The following is a 13,381-nucleotide window of genomic DNA, read 5'->3' on the forward strand; positions in this document are numbered from 1 at the left end:
CAGCATTATTGGTAAGAAACATAGACATCCTTCAAGAGCTCATCCGCAGACGGATACGGGCTTTCTTCTGCAAACTGCACAGCTTCTGAAACCGCTTTCTCAACATCGTTGTCGATGCGATCAAGCTCCTGTTCGGTTAACACGTTGTTAGACAAAAGATATTGGCGGAAGATTTGGATGGAATCTCTCTCAGACAGATTTTCCTGCTTCTCCTCTTCTGTCTTGTACTTTTGCGCATCTCCCTCGAAGTGCCCGTAATTGCGGTAGGTTTTACACTCAATCAATGTGGGTCCTTCTCCATTTCGCGCTCTGATAACCGCTTCTTTTGCTGCCCTGTATACGGCCATCACATCTTTTCCATCCACAATCACACCAGGAATGTTATAAGCGGCCGCCCGCTGGGCAATATCGGTACAACTGGATGCATAAGAGAATGGAGTGGCCTCCCCGTATCCATTGTTTTCTGCAACAAAAATGACCGGCAATTTCCAGATGGCTGCCAGGTTAATCCCTTCATGGAACGTTCCCTGGTTGTTGGCTCCGTCGCCAAAGAAACAAACCGATACGGCATCGGTCCCTTTCAACTTCGCTGTCAATGCCGAACCGCATGCAAGAGGAAATCCTCCGCCCACAATTCCGTTGGCACCAAGCATACCTTTTTCCAGATCGGCAATATGCATGGAGCCGCCTTTCCCTTTGCACAGTCCTGTGACTTTCCCGTAAATTTCGGCCATCATGCCGTTCAGATCGCATTCTTTGGCAATACAATGACCATGTCCGCGGTGAGTACTTGTAATACTGTCTTTTTCATTCAAATGGGCGCATACGCCGACAGCTACCGCTTCTTCTCCCGCATACAGATGAACGAAACCCGGCAAAATCCCGCGGGCAAACAGTTCATGAACACGGTCTTCAAACTTGCGGATTTCCACCATTTTCTGATACATCCAGATCGCTTGCTCACGCGATAACTCCTGTTTTTTCCCCTCGGTCATTTTCATACTCGTATCCTCCTATCGTTGGTTGATGATGGCAGACATGACAGGTGGTTTGCAGATTTCGTTCGAATGCTGCAACCAGCTGTTGTTGAACCATCGACATTTCCGGTGCATATCCCAACTCTTTGGCGAGTGAAGTAACCCCAAACTGCGCCAAACCGCAAGGGATGATATTCTGAAAGTGGGTGAGATTCGGTCGTACATTCAATGCCAGACCGTGAAACGTTACCCCACGGCTGATCCCGATTCCGATCGCACAGATCTTGCGGTCCTGAATCCAGACTCCCGGATATCCTTCTTTCCGCTGTCCTTCCAGGTGGTAAAAGGATAGGACATCACACACGATTTGTTCCAACAAACGCACAAACCCGATCGGTGTGAGTCCGGCCTCCCGAAGATGGATAATGGGATAGGCCACCATTTGGCCCGGACCATGATACGTGATATCCCCGCCGCGGTTGGAACGGTAGATTCCGAACCCCTGTTTCTTCAGTTGATCCGGTGGGTATAACAAATGCTCCCATTTTTGGTCGGAACCCATCGTATAGGTTGGCGGGTGTTCAAGCAAGAAAAGGGTATCTTCGATTTCACCTCTCTTGCGCTTTTCCACAAATTCTTTTTGCCAGTGAAGAGCCGTTTCATAGTGCACCTCCTGGCATAGATAAACCTGCAAACCTTTCACCTCCCTGCACTTTTCCTTTATTGCAAATTGGATGCCAATTTGATTTCGATTACTTCTTCCGTTTTTTCGCAGGATTTTTTGCGCAAGACCTGTTTCACGTTTAGACAGAATGGGACAGATGTCTCATTTTGTCTCATTTTGTTTACACAAAAAAACCATGTCACCTGAGATGACATGGTTCAGCTTGTTGACAAAGTATCCGTTATATGCCGGTTTTCCTTTTCCGTTTCACTCCCGTTGCTTCAATACGAGCAATAAGTCGTTCAACTGGAAAAGGAAAACCAGGTTTGTCAACAGCCTCGGCTTATAACAACCGGTACTTTTTGAGTCTGCGGTAAAAAGTGCTCCGTGGAATGTTTAACAATTTGGCTGCCAAGGAAGCATTTCCGCCCGTTTTCTTGAGAGCCTGAATGATTTCCTGTCTCTGCAATTCTTCGCGAAAAGTAAGGGATTTCTCTCGTTTTGCGTAACTTGGATCCCCAGATGCAGCCTGATCCATTTGATGAACGAACAGATGCTCTGCAAGTGAAGGATCCGGTGCATTTCCTCCCGAGAGGATGCGCAGCCGTTCCAAAACATTGAAAAGTTCTCGGATATTTCCTGGCCAGTCATAGTCGACCATTTTCTCCATGATGACATCCGGTATGTCCACATGCCAGTGATTCTTCTGACAATAATAACGAATCAGGCAGGGGATGTCCTCTTTCCGTTCCCGCAAGGCAGGCACATAGATTGGAAATACATAGAGACGGTAAAAAAGATCTTCCCGAAATGTTCCTTCCCGTACCATTTGGCGAAGATCATGATGAGTAGCTGTAATCACGCGGATATTCAGGGGAATCGCTTTCTTGCCACCGATTGGTGTAACCTCCCGCTCTTGCAGGACGCGTAACAAGGCAACCTGCATGGCAGGGGGGATCTCACCGATTTCGTCGAGAAAAATCGTTCCGTGATTGGCCTGTTCAAATTTCCCTTGGTGACCTTGACGGCGTGCCCCGGTAAACGCACCTTCCACATAACCGAACAATTCGCTTTCCATCAGGTCACGAGGAATCGCCCCACAGTTGACAGCAACAAAGGGCCCGTCTTTATATGCGCTATTTTGGTGAATCGCGCGGGCGATCCACTCTTTTCCCGTTCCGCTCTCCCCATAAATATGAACATTTGCGTCTGTACAGGCGACTCGTTCCATATCCCGTAATGTTCGTTGAAACGCTTCACTTGTTCCCGTTTCTCCCGGAAAAAAGAATGAGACAGAAGACTTTTGGATTTCCTTCGTATGTGTAAGTATTTTCGGCTTTGAATATGTCAGGTAAATGCAAAAGCCGATGTGTCCGCCGTGATGATGGGAGTATAAAGGGGTACAGCTTCGCTCCTTGTATCCATATTCCTTTAGATCCGTAACTTTCATCATTTCCCACTGCGGGACCTCGGTTCGCACGTTCTGGCTGGCACAGACAATCTTTTTCTTGCGGTTACAGATCACGACGGGAATATTGGTCTGCAGCAAATCGAGGGACTGCTGGATCAGTTCCAGACGGTCATTTTGTTCACGCATTTTCCATTCGTGTTCGATGGCATATGCAGCAGATACGACGGCAGCGAGTGTAAGGGGGTGATGGTATTGAACGGGGCTGGATACATTGATCACTCCCAATAAGGTCCCTTCATCATTACAAATGGGAGCGGCAGAGCACGTCCACTCTTGGGAAGCCAGGGAGTAATGTTCAGAACCGACCACCGTTATCGGCTCCTTGATAATCAACGAGGTTCCGATGGCATTGGTCCCCACTTCCTCTTCTGTCCATTTGACACCCTCGACAAAGTTGATTCTTTGCGCCAAACGCAGTACTTCTTGATCTCCCTTGATGGTTAGTACATATCCTTGTGGATCGATCAATAAAACAATGGAATGCGACCCTTTGATATACTTGAGCAATTTTTCTACATAGGGAAGGGCGATCTCAAGAAGTAAAGCGTTTTCTTTCTTACGGCGGTGAAACGGGTTACCGGTCAAAACTTGCTTCCCTTCACCTGAGTGCGGATTGACACCCACTTTTTTACAACGTAACCACGACTCCGAAATCCGTTTTTGTAATCGTGAAGTGTCCAACACGCCCTCTTGTACAAACTGTTTCCATACACGTTGTGAAACAGTACCAAACGTCATTATGTACCTGCTCCTTTCTTCATTTTAGGTACATCACATCGAGGGAGAAAAAAAGGAGGGGTTCATCGGAGGAAAAAAGCCGGTCCATACTATTCTTCCTGTATACATGTTTTTCCCGTCTTCACTTTATATAGTAAGCGGTTTCACTTTCCGGAACTTTTCCAGATTCATCCAATGATTTTGGAAAGTGATTACTTGAAGCAGGGGCTTACTTAGTCCTGTTGTTTGAAACACGAAGCTCTCCATTGGAGGAGTGTATACAATCTGGTTATTCGAAATATCTAAACGTTCAAATTGCAACAGTCGTGTCAATGGTTGGAAATGACGTGGGTACTTTTATAGCGTTTATGAAATTAACTTCTATAACAAGCGGCCTTGATATGCTTGGGGAAATATCTCTAATTCTATTTTAGTCTGAAAATTTATTGAAAGTAAAGGGTGAATCGGGTCTCTAAGCGTACCGGAAAATTGTTTATAAAAACAGCTTTCTCGAATTCTTAGCTTAGAAAAAAAGTCAGTGAAAAAGTAGGGAGGAGTTTCTACAAAGATTGCGTAGCGGGAAATTGATGTTATTTGCCTCTCAGAAGTTTAAATGTAAGTGATGGGGAGTTTTTTTCTCCAATCTGAGGAATGGAGCAGGAACAGAGGGGATGAAAAACCCTCTTTCTTATCCTTTTTTCTTTCTAACTGATTAATAGCATACATAATCAGCGGGCTGACCAAAAGCACTCTTTACTCTCCCACTCCTGCCCTGTTATAATTGTATTTATTTTAATTATAATTTGTAAGTTAATTACACGGTTACATAGAATAGGGGTAAAAAAGGGAATGAGTGTGAAGGAAATGGAAATCAAAGGCTATAGAAAAGCCGGCAGGATGGGAAATAGCCTAGGTATTGAGATCCCCAAGGAAATTGCAGAAAAGCTTAACATTAAGGCTGGAGATGATTTTGAAGTTACTGCAAACACTGAAACAGGAGAAATCACCATTAGACATGTAAAAAAAATTCCTCTTGCTGGAGGCCTCACCCCTGAAATGGAAAAAGAGTTAGAAGACATCTTCAAAAGATACGAGAATACCTTTAAGAACCTGAAGGATAGATAAGTTCATGAAAATAAAGTACCTTACACTCGAGCAAATCTTTGAAATTCATTATAAGGTCATGGCTACTTTTGGTGAGGGTGAAGATGTAGGGGTTATGTTTAAAAATGTTCTTCTCTCAGCAGTGATCAGACCCCAAAGTGAATATTTTGGCAAGAACTATTCCCATCCCTTTGGGAAAAGACAGTGCCTCTTATACAAGCAATTACACAAAACCATATTTTCAAAAATGGCAACAAAAGGACTGCCTTTGCTGTTGCTAACTTTTTATCAATGGTTATAGGCTTCACATGAACGAAAAAGATGGAGAGGAATTAATGGTATCCTAGCCCTTGAGTTTTCCAGTAAATGTATTTTCAAAAAATAAGTGAGCAATTTGAGCTTCCAAAAATGTTAGTGGCAATATTCTTCATATAAAAAGAAACCAGGCTGAGTTGAGTTAGCCTAGTTTCCATTTGTAATGGCTATTTTGTTTTTTATGGTAAAAAATGTATTCTAATCAAATTGCCAACAACTTAAACTTAAGGTGCCGTATTGGTAACTCCGATACAGCAGTCTGGCTTTTCGGTTTTGATCCCCTGCTCCCATGGCAATGAAGAGAGGGATAAAGTGTTCATTGGTGGGGACGGACACCAACCCACCCGAGGATTTCTCTTCGTATCGGAACAATTGGTCCAGATTCCAATTGTTCAGCTGGATCTCCAGCCATTTGTCAAATTGATTGGCCCAGTCAGCGGAAGCTTGTTCTGCCTCTTCTTCCTTGTGCCAGTCCAGGGTTGACAGGTTGTGGACAGTCCCTCCACTTCCCATGATCAAAACATCTCTTTCTTTTAACGGGGCAAGGATTTTTCCGATCTCGTACTGCTCCTCCGGCGAAAGTGTGGGGTTGACAGACATGGCCACTACCGGGATATCGGCTGCCGGGTAGATCAGGTGCAAGACCACCCAAGCCCCATGATCGATACCCCGTTTATCATCAATCTGGCAGGAGATGCCATTTTTCGCATACAGGTCCGCGATTTCCTCGGCCAACTCCACATCCCCCTTGGCGGGGTAGACCATCTCGTACAGCTCCGGAGAGAAGCCGCGAAAATCGTAGATCATCCCGTACTGGTCCACTCCGCTGATCATTTGCATCGAAGCTTCCCAGTGCGCGGTGAAAAGGACGACGGCCCGTGGACGGGGCAGGCCTGCAAAATGCTCCTCCAAAAAGCGGGTATACCCGTTTTTCTTGATAGCCAGTGAAGGGGCGCCATGAGCAATGAAAAAAGAGGGGATCATTTTTTCTCCCGTTCCTCCATGGTCATCCCGCCGATGCTCCAGTGGCTCTTCGGCACTTCATAAATAACGACCCGTACATTTTCCGGCTGGACGTCCAGGCTGTTAACCAGGGCAGCGGTCACTTCGGTGATCATCTTCTTTTTCTGCTCCGGAGTCCGTCCTTCCAAGATGTGAATTTGCGCAAGCGGCATCATGAATTCCCCCTTCAATCTCTGGTAACTTCGCTTTACGAAACTATCTGACTGACACATACCTCATTTCACAGCTTTTGCCATCCCGCAGGATTTCCCTGAGGTTCTTTTCGGCGGATCACCGTGTTTCGGCCATCTCCCGGTATCATTTCACCACAACACTCACATCGCCCAGCTGATCGAGCTTGGCCGTCACCACATCCCCAGGTTCCACCACAATCGCTTCGGTGATTCCCCCGGTCAACACCACTTCACCGGCCCGGAGCCTCTCTCCTTTACGGGCCAGCATATTGGCCAGCATGGCTACAGAGTTGGCCGGATGACCCAACACTGCTGCTCCGGCGCCCAAGCCTTTGATCTCCCCATTGATGTGCAGGGTGACACCGATCAGGTCCAAATCGAGCCCCTCGGGAGAAGTCAATTTGCTTCCCAGGACAAAGCGGGAAGAAGAGGTGTTATCGGCGACGACATCTGCCAGGGTGAACCTGAAGTTTTCATAGCGGCTGTCGACAAACTCGATGGCCGGTAACACATATTGGGTGGCCTTGAGCACCTGGGCTCCGGTCACCGCCGGCCCCTCCAGATCCTCGCCCAGGACAAAGGCGATCTCTGCCTCCACTCGGGGATGAATCAGCTCATCATAGACCAATACACCGCCATCCTCAATCACCATATAGTCAAACAAAAGACCGTGGATAGGTTCCTCCACATTCATCTGTTTCATCTTCGCCTTGCTGGTGAGACCCATCTTTCGTGCGATCACTCGGTGGCCCTGAGCCTGTTTGATGGCAGCCAGCTCCTCCTGGATTCGGTAAGCATCTTCGACAGTCAGCTCCGGATACCTGGCGGTGATTCGTTCCACCGCTCTTTTCTCCGTTTCCGCCCGGTGCAAAAACTGTGCAATTTCCCTGAAATCGATTCCCATCTTCCGCTCCTCCCACAGATGATGTCAAAACCTGAGGCTCACTTCGCCGATATGGGCAAACCGGGCGCAGAAATGGTCTTCCGGCTCCGCATCCACGGCGGCGGACAGAGCCCCTGAAAGGATGACTTCCCCGGCTTTTAAGGCAATATCGAACTCAGACAGTTTGTTGGCCAACCAGGCGACACAGGTGGCCGGATTCCCTAGCGCTGCGGCCCCGACCCCGGTATTGACCATGCGGCCGTTTTTATAGAGAACCATGCCGATCTGCGTCAGGTCCACCTTCTCCACAGAAGTCGGCCTTCCCCCCAGGGTGTATAGCCCCGAAGAGGCGTTGTCAGCGATGGTATCAGGCAGTTTGATCTTCCAGTCCTTGATCCGGCTATCGACAATCTCCAGGGCCGGCACGATATAGTCTGTGGCCAGCATCACATCCATCGGGGTGACATTCGGACCCACGAGATCCTTCTTTAATACAAAAGCGATCTCCGCCTCCACCTTTGGCTGCAACACCCGCTCACGGGGGATCTTCTGGCCATTTTCCAACACCATCCCGTCGAGAAGATGGCCATAGTCCGGCTGGTCCACTCCCAAAAGCTGCTGCATCGCCCTGGAGGTGAGGCCGATCTTTTTCCCGACGACTTTTTGCCCTTGATCCAGTTTTCGCTGAATGTTGATCAATTGCACACGGTAGGCCTCTTCTGGCGTCAGATCGGGCTGAACCTGGGTAAGCGGAATACCTCCGCGCCTCTTTTCCTCCGCTTCCCACAAAATGTCAGCCAATGCCTTCAGGTCTTTCCCTTCCGACAAGATTTTCCCCTCCTATCCATGAAGATGAAGGGAATGGGCATAAGGCATGCCCCATTCCTCTCCCCTCACTTTTGAAGCGCTTGCTGCTTCTGTTCCAGCTCTACCGCCACGTCGACGATCATATCCTCCTGACCGCCGACCACCTTCCGTTTGCCCAGCTCCACCAGCACATCCCGGGGATCCACCTTGAACATTTCCGCAGCCCTGAAAGCATGGAGCAGGAAGCTGGAGTACACCCCGGCATATCCCATGGTCAGGCTTAAGCGATCGACCTGAATCGGCCGGTGCATCTTGGGACGCACGATATCATCCGCGGCGTCCATCGCTTTATAGAGATCCAGACCCGTACGGATCCCCCGCTTTTCCGTCACCGCTGCAAACACTTCCAGGGGCGTGTTTCCAGCCCCAGCTCCGAGACCCGCCAGGCTGCAGTCGATGCGGGTGGCTCCTTCTTCCACGGCAGCCAGGGAGTTGGCGATGGACAGCCCCAGGTTGTTATGGGCGTGGAAGCCCACTTCCACCGATGAATCCAGGGCGCCTACCAGGGCAGAGATCCGCTCCCGGACTTGTTCCATCATCATGGCCCCTGCCGAGTCGACGATGTAGACCGTCTGTGCCCCGTAGGAAGCCATCTTTTTCGCTTCCTCCACCAGGATGTCGGGGGAGACCATGTGGGACATCATCAAAAAGCCCACCGTTTCCAATCCCATCTTGCGTGCTTCCCCAATGTGCTGTTCGGAGATGTCCGCTTCGGTGCAGTGGGTGGCCACGCGTATGGCTTTGATGCCGTATTCTGCCGCCCGCTTCATATCATCCACCGTGCCGATCCCCGGGAGGAGCAGGGCAGTGGGCTTGGCGTTTTTGATCACGCTGCAGGCCGCCTTCAGGAAATCCTCCTCGGTCTCCTTGCCCAAGCCATATTGGAGGGAGCTACCTCCCAACCCGTCGCCGTGGGTGGCCTCAATGTGGCTGACACCCATTTGGTCCAGAGCAGAGGCAATCTCCTTGACATCCTCGACGCTGAACTGGTGGCGTACCGCATGCATCCCGTCCCGCAAGGTAACATCGGTGACGCTGATTTTCGTCTGTTCTGCCATATACATACTCCCTTCCTTTACTTCACCGTCGACATCCGTTTTTTGGCCATCTCTTCCCCGACCTTGACCGCCGCTGCCGTCATGATGTCCAGGTTGCCGGCGTACACCGGGAGATAATCCCCCAACCCTTCCACTTCGATGGAAATACTGACCACATCATCCTGGAAGATGGGATCCCGGTTGAGGCGGTAACCCGGTACATAGGTCTGCACGTGTTTCACCATTTCGCGGATGGAGCGGTCGATTTTTTCACGGGTTTCCTCATCCGTCTTTTCGATCCGGCAATAGATGGTATCCCGCATCAGGATGGGAGGTTCTGCCGGGTTGAGAATGATGATCGCTTTTCCCTGTTTCGCACCGCCGATCAACTCCAGGGCCCGGGCGGTGGTCACCGTGAATTCGTCGATGTTTTGCCGGGTACCGGGTCCTGCGCTCTGGCTGGAGATGGTAGCCACGATCTCAGCGTAGGAGACATCCGTTACACGGCTTACCGCGTACACCATGGGCACAGTGGCCTGACCGCCGCAGGTGACCATGTTGACGTTTAGAGCATCGATGTGCTCATCCAGGTTTACCGCAGCGATCACCAAGGGACCCCGGGCAGCGGGGGTCAGATCCACCGCTTGAATCCCCTTTTCCTTCAACAGCTTGGCGTGGCGGATATGAGCCTTGGCGCTGGTGGCGTCAAAGACGATATCTGGAGAAATTTCCTCCAGCGCTGCCTTCAACCCTTGATCAAAGGTGGCCAAGCCGTGCTCCCTGGCCCTTTTCAATCCGTCAGAGGCAGGGTCGATCCCGATCATCCAGGCAGGCTCGATCCATTCGCTGCGCAGCAGTTTAAACATCAGGTCTGTTCCGATATTACCGGACCCGAGAATGGCAGCTTTCAATTTGCTCATTGAACCAAACTCCTCTCCCCGTGATCACAGTTTTATGCAAACATTGGTGAGTTCCGAGAAGAACTCGAAGCTGTGCATTCCGCCTTCGCGACCGATTCCGCTCTGCTTCATTCCGCCGAATGGGGTTCTCAGATCCCGCAAAAACCAGGTGTTGACCCAAATGATTCCCGCTTCGATTTGCCCCGCCACCCGGTGCGCCCGGCGGAGGTCATTGGTCCAGATCGTGGCGCTCAAACCGTAGTGGGTGTCGTTGGCCCTGGCGATCACTTCTTCTTCCGTCTCAAAGGGGAGTACGCTGACCACTGGCCCGAAAATCTCCTCCTGAACAACGCGGCATTGGTCGTTCACTCCGGCGATGATGGTGGGCTCCAGGAAATAGCCTTTATCCAGTCCTGGTGGACGGCCACCGCCAAGGAGAATCTCCCCTTCCTCTTTGGCTATTTCCAGATAACCCTTCACCCGCTCATAATGCTCCTTGCTAATCAAGGCCCCCACATTGGTCTTGGGATCGAAGGGATCTCCCACAACCAGTTCTTTCGTCCGGTCCACAAATTTGTGCAAAAACTCCTCATAGACAGGCTTTTGCACATAGATGCGGGAACCCGCCAGGCAGACTTCCCCCTGGTTGGCAAAGCTGGACTTCAGCGTCGTTTCGATCACTTCGTCCAGATCGGCATCGGCAAAGATGATGTTGGGATTTTTACCCCCCAGCTCATAGGAAAGGCGCTTCAAGGTTTTGGCAGCCGCCGCCATGATCACCTTACCGGTGGTAGTCTCTCCGGTGAAGGAGATGGCGTTCACATCCGGATGTTCCGTCAGGGCCGACCCTGCCGAATTGGGACCGAAACCGTGGACAATGTTGACCACGCCGTCGGGCACGCCAGCCTCCTGGCAGATCTCCCCCAATACCGTGGCTGTCATCGGGGTCCACTCTGCCGGCTTGATCACTGCAGTGTTCCCAGCGGCCAGACAGGGAGCCAACTTCCAGGTCAACAGGAGCAATGGCAGGTTCCATGGGTTGATCAGGCCCACCACCCCGACAGGGCGTCGGATGGCATAGTTGAGGGCCACATCATCCGTTTGGTAGGCTTCCGTTCCTACAGAGCGCAGATAATCGGCGAAGAAATGGAAATTGTATGCCGCCCGGGGAATATCCAGAGTGCTGGACAGGGAATAGGGTTTCCCGGTGTCCAGAGACTCCAGCCGTGCCAGCTCCTCTTTCCGTTCCAGGATGATGTCCCCAATCCGCCGCAAAATGGTGATCCGCTCATGGGTGGTCATTTTTTTCCAGGGACCCTTTAACGCTTTCTTTGCCGCCGTCACTGCCCTGTCAATCTCTTCCTTGCCCCCTTCAGCGACGGTTCCCAACACTTCCTCGGTAGCCGGGTTGATGTTGACAAAAGTTTTTCCGCTTGCAGATTCCACATACTGGCCATCAATAAAGTGCAGGCAATTCATTGTCTTCTTTTCTACGGACATCTGCATGTCATTCCCTCCTAGTCCAGTAAAGATAAAGCCTCAACCATTTCCCCCCGGGAGATCAGCCGGCGAATGCGGGTGGAGGAGATCACCTCCCCACGGGAACAGCAGACAGAATCGATCACCCGAACGGGAAAATGTTCTGCCAGATCCACAAGTCCCCCTTCCCTGCCCCGCCCGAAGCGAAAATCCTTCCCCACTATCACTTCGACGGGATGAATCCTGGAAAGTTCTAGGATAAAATCGGCGGCACTGCGCGCGAGATAGGCGGCATTGAATTTGGCCACCACGACGTGATCCACCTGGAGCTCAAACAGGCGGCGAAGCTTTTCCTGAATGGGAGTGAGGATACTAGCCCCTTCAAAATAGGAGCGGGGTGGCGGGTCGAAGGTGTAGACCACGCTGGGCACTCCCAGGGCCTTGCTCTTTGTTACCACCTCTTTAATCACCTTCTGGTGTCCCCGATGCACGCCGTCAAAGGCCCCGATGGCCACCACTGATGCCGGCAAGTTTAAGGTATCCGCCATATGAATTCGCATCAGTCCACCTCCATTTTGTTCGGATGAAAAGGGGGTACAAAAACCCCCTTTTCTTATTTCGCCACTTCCTTCTGTTTGCGAACGTCCGGTGTGCCGTACATGAAGTATTCGGCAGGTAGAGGAGAGCCGTACCAGATAATCCCCTGAGCCAGGTTATCTTCTCGCCAGGTGACCGGTTCCCAGTCAGGATCAAAGATCAGGTAGCCAGCGTCACCGAAGAGCTCCACCCGGTTGCCGCCAGGCTCAAAGACGTACATGAAGTAGGCCTGGCTGATGCCGTGCTTGCCGGGACCGGCTTCGATCTCAATGCCGTTTTCCGCGAAGATATCGGCGATATCCATCAGGTGCTGGGGATAGCCGTACCAGTAGGCGATGTGGTGGAGACGCCCGCCTCCCTGCAACTGGTCGCGCATAAAGGCCACTTCGTGCACCAGAGGGCTGACGCTCATCCACGCGCCAGCTTCCGTGCCATCGTTGAGGATGATGTGCTCGCGTAGCTTGAAGCCGAGATTTTCCGCCATGAACTCCTTGTTGCGGGTCACTTCATCACACATCAGGTTGACATGATCCAGACGGCGCACCGGCACTCCTTGGAGCGGCCGCTTCTGATTACGGTTCAACAGAGCGGTCTTCTGGTCATCCGGCACTTGATAACGCTCCACTTCCCACAGAATCTCCATCGGATGACCGTCCGGGGTTTTAAAGCGGTAAGCCGCCCCCTGGCCTGTTTCTCCCTCGGACCAGCCCTGGCCCAACCCGGACTCCTCAAGGGCTTTCACCCGGCGCTCCAATGCTTGCGGGGAGCTGGTCCGCCAAGCGACATGGCCCAGACCGGGCTCCTTTCTTTCCGTCACCTTCAGGGTATGATGGTAGGTGTCTTCGTAGGCCTTCAGGTAGACAGATTGTCCTTCCCGACCCGTTTCGATCATGCCGAGAAGATCTTTGAAAAACCACAGGGTTTCATCCGGTTTCGGTGTGTAGATCTCCACATGGGCCAGTTGCGCCACATCAAAAATCGGTTCTTTTGTCATTGCACATCCTCCTTATCGATCGGGTTTCGCCCTCTTACAGAATGGCAAGAGGGTGGAAATAAGGTGAATTATGATGTATAATGAAGAATACAGGTGTTTTTTTATCTATGGACTCGCGGGACTAGCTCTTCAGCACGCGACTGATATCGGTGGGGTTGATCCAGGTCGGATCAGTCCAACC

At 51.0% G+C, this 13,381-nt stretch carries 14 protein-coding genes; 2 read left to right on the top strand and 12 right to left on the bottom strand.

Translation table 11 applies throughout. The annotated features are described in order from the left end of the window. Window positions 1-5: 5 nt before the first annotated feature. From BMZ78_RS10715 to BMZ78_RS10725, 3 genes are all read right to left on the bottom strand, one after another. A complete protein-coding gene (locus tag BMZ78_RS10715) occupies window positions 6-1,001 on the bottom strand; it encodes a thiamine pyrophosphate-dependent dehydrogenase E1 component subunit alpha (RefSeq protein WP_093230235.1) in 996 nt (331 codons plus the stop codon). Beyond that, window positions 961-1,671 (bottom strand): lipoyl(octanoyl) transferase LipB, encoded by a 711-nt coding sequence (gene lipB, locus BMZ78_RS10720; RefSeq protein WP_175482412.1) that lies wholly within the window; start codon window positions 1,669-1,671, stop codon window positions 961-963. Before lipB ends, BMZ78_RS10715 begins: the two co-directional genes overlap by 41 nt. Before the next feature lie 313 nt (window positions 1,672-1,984). Beyond that, entirely contained in the window at window positions 1,985-3,850 is a 1,866-nt protein-coding gene (locus tag BMZ78_RS10725) for a sigma-54-dependent Fis family transcriptional regulator (protein WP_093230238.1), read from the bottom strand. Window positions 3,851-4,678: 828 nt separating this feature from the next. Between BMZ78_RS10725 and BMZ78_RS10730 the strand changes: the two genes are divergently transcribed. Together BMZ78_RS10730 and BMZ78_RS19590 are read left to right on the top strand one after the other, a co-directional pair. Beyond that, a complete protein-coding gene (locus BMZ78_RS10730; RefSeq protein WP_093230240.1) occupies window positions 4,679-4,954 on the top strand; it encodes an AbrB/MazE/SpoVT family DNA-binding domain-containing protein in 276 nt (91 codons plus the stop codon). Between the two features lie 141 nt (window positions 4,955-5,095). Next, entirely contained in the window at window positions 5,096-5,245 is a 150-nt protein-coding gene (locus BMZ78_RS19590; RefSeq protein ID WP_093230241.1) for a Fic family protein, read from the top strand. Window positions 5,246-5,446: 201 nt separating this feature from the next. Here BMZ78_RS19590 and BMZ78_RS10740 read toward each other — a convergent pair whose 3' ends face one another. The 9 genes from BMZ78_RS10740 to BMZ78_RS10780 form a co-directional block, all read right to left on the bottom strand. Then, window positions 5,447-6,232 carry a DODA-type extradiol aromatic ring-opening family dioxygenase gene (locus BMZ78_RS10740; protein ID WP_093230243.1) on the bottom strand — a complete coding sequence of 262 codons (786 nt, stop codon included), beginning with the start codon at window positions 6,230-6,232 and terminating at the stop codon, window positions 5,447-5,449. Beyond that, a complete protein-coding gene (locus BMZ78_RS10745) occupies window positions 6,229-6,483 on the bottom strand; it encodes a 4-oxalocrotonate tautomerase (RefSeq protein ID WP_093230244.1) in 255 nt (84 codons plus the stop codon). Before BMZ78_RS10745 ends, BMZ78_RS10740 begins: the two co-directional genes overlap by 4 nt. 85 nt (window positions 6,484-6,568) lie before the next feature. After that, complete coding sequence (locus tag BMZ78_RS10750; protein WP_093230246.1) at window positions 6,569-7,348, bottom strand: 2-keto-4-pentenoate hydratase; 780 nt, start codon at window positions 7,346-7,348, stop codon at window positions 6,569-6,571. Between the two features lie 24 nt (window positions 7,349-7,372). Next, window positions 7,373-8,155 (bottom strand): 2-keto-4-pentenoate hydratase, encoded by a 783-nt coding sequence (locus tag BMZ78_RS10755; protein WP_245739819.1) that lies wholly within the window; start codon window positions 8,153-8,155, stop codon window positions 7,373-7,375. 65 nt (window positions 8,156-8,220) lie between these two features. Beyond that, a complete protein-coding gene (gene dmpG / locus BMZ78_RS10760) occupies window positions 8,221-9,252 on the bottom strand; it encodes a 4-hydroxy-2-oxovalerate aldolase (protein ID WP_093230261.1) in 1,032 nt (343 codons plus the stop codon). Between the two features lie 17 nt (window positions 9,253-9,269). After that, the gene (locus tag BMZ78_RS10765) at window positions 9,270-10,151 is read right to left on the bottom strand and encodes an acetaldehyde dehydrogenase (acetylating) (protein ID WP_093230247.1); all 882 of its coding nucleotides are present in this window, start codon (window positions 10,149-10,151) and stop codon (window positions 9,270-9,272) included. A 24-nt stretch (window positions 10,152-10,175) separates the two neighbouring features. Further along, on the bottom strand, window positions 10,176-11,636 hold the full coding sequence (locus BMZ78_RS10770) for an aldehyde dehydrogenase (protein ID WP_093230249.1): 1,461 nt from the start codon (window positions 11,634-11,636) through the stop codon (window positions 10,176-10,178). 11 nt (window positions 11,637-11,647) lie between these two features. Beyond that, complete coding sequence (locus BMZ78_RS10775; protein WP_093230250.1) at window positions 11,648-12,169, bottom strand: FAD synthetase family protein; 522 nt, start codon at window positions 12,167-12,169, stop codon at window positions 11,648-11,650. A 53-nt stretch (window positions 12,170-12,222) separates the two neighbouring features. Next, window positions 12,223-13,200: a catechol 2,3-dioxygenase gene (locus BMZ78_RS10780; RefSeq protein ID WP_093230252.1), complete on the bottom strand. Its 978-nt coding sequence runs from the start codon at window positions 13,198-13,200 to the stop codon at window positions 12,223-12,225. Window positions 13,201-13,381 lie beyond the last annotated feature (181 nt).

This window comes from Thermoflavimicrobium dichotomicum (assembly GCF_900114055.1).
Classification (GTDB): Bacteria; Bacillota; Bacilli; order Thermoactinomycetales; family Thermoactinomycetaceae; genus Thermoflavimicrobium; species Thermoflavimicrobium dichotomicum.

Coding starts and splice junctions, on each gene's coding strand:
- BMZ78_RS10715 (WP_093230235.1), bottom strand. CDS start 1,001: ATGAAAATGACCGAGGGGAAAAAACAGGAGTTATCGCGTGAGCAAGCG.
- BMZ78_RS10725 (WP_093230238.1), bottom strand. CDS start 3,850: ATGACGTTTGGTACTGTTTCACAACGTGTATGGAAACAGTTTGTACAA.
- BMZ78_RS10730 (WP_093230240.1), top strand. CDS start 4,679: ATGAGTGTGAAGGAAATGGAAATCAAAGGCTATAGAAAAGCCGGCAGG.
- BMZ78_RS10740 (WP_093230243.1), bottom strand. CDS start 6,232: ATGATCCCCTCTTTTTTCATTGCTCATGGCGCCCCTTCACTGGCTATC.
- BMZ78_RS10745 (WP_093230244.1), bottom strand. CDS start 6,483: ATGTGTCAGTCAGATAGTTTCGTAAAGCGAAGTTACCAGAGATTGAAG.
- BMZ78_RS10750 (WP_093230246.1), bottom strand. CDS start 7,348: ATGGGAATCGATTTCAGGGAAATTGCACAGTTTTTGCACCGGGCGGAA.
- dmpG (WP_093230261.1), bottom strand. CDS start 9,252: ATGGCAGAACAGACGAAAATCAGCGTCACCGATGTTACCTTGCGGGAC.
- BMZ78_RS10765 (WP_093230247.1), bottom strand. CDS start 10,151: ATGAGCAAATTGAAAGCTGCCATTCTCGGGTCCGGTAATATCGGAACA.
- BMZ78_RS10770 (WP_093230249.1), bottom strand. CDS start 11,636: ATGCAGATGTCCGTAGAAAAGAAGACAATGAATTGCCTGCACTTTATT.
- BMZ78_RS10775 (WP_093230250.1), bottom strand. CDS start 12,169: ATGCGAATTCATATGGCGGATACCTTAAACTTGCCGGCATCAGTGGTG.
- BMZ78_RS10780 (WP_093230252.1), bottom strand. CDS start 13,200: ATGACAAAAGAACCGATTTTTGATGTGGCGCAACTGGCCCATGTGGAG.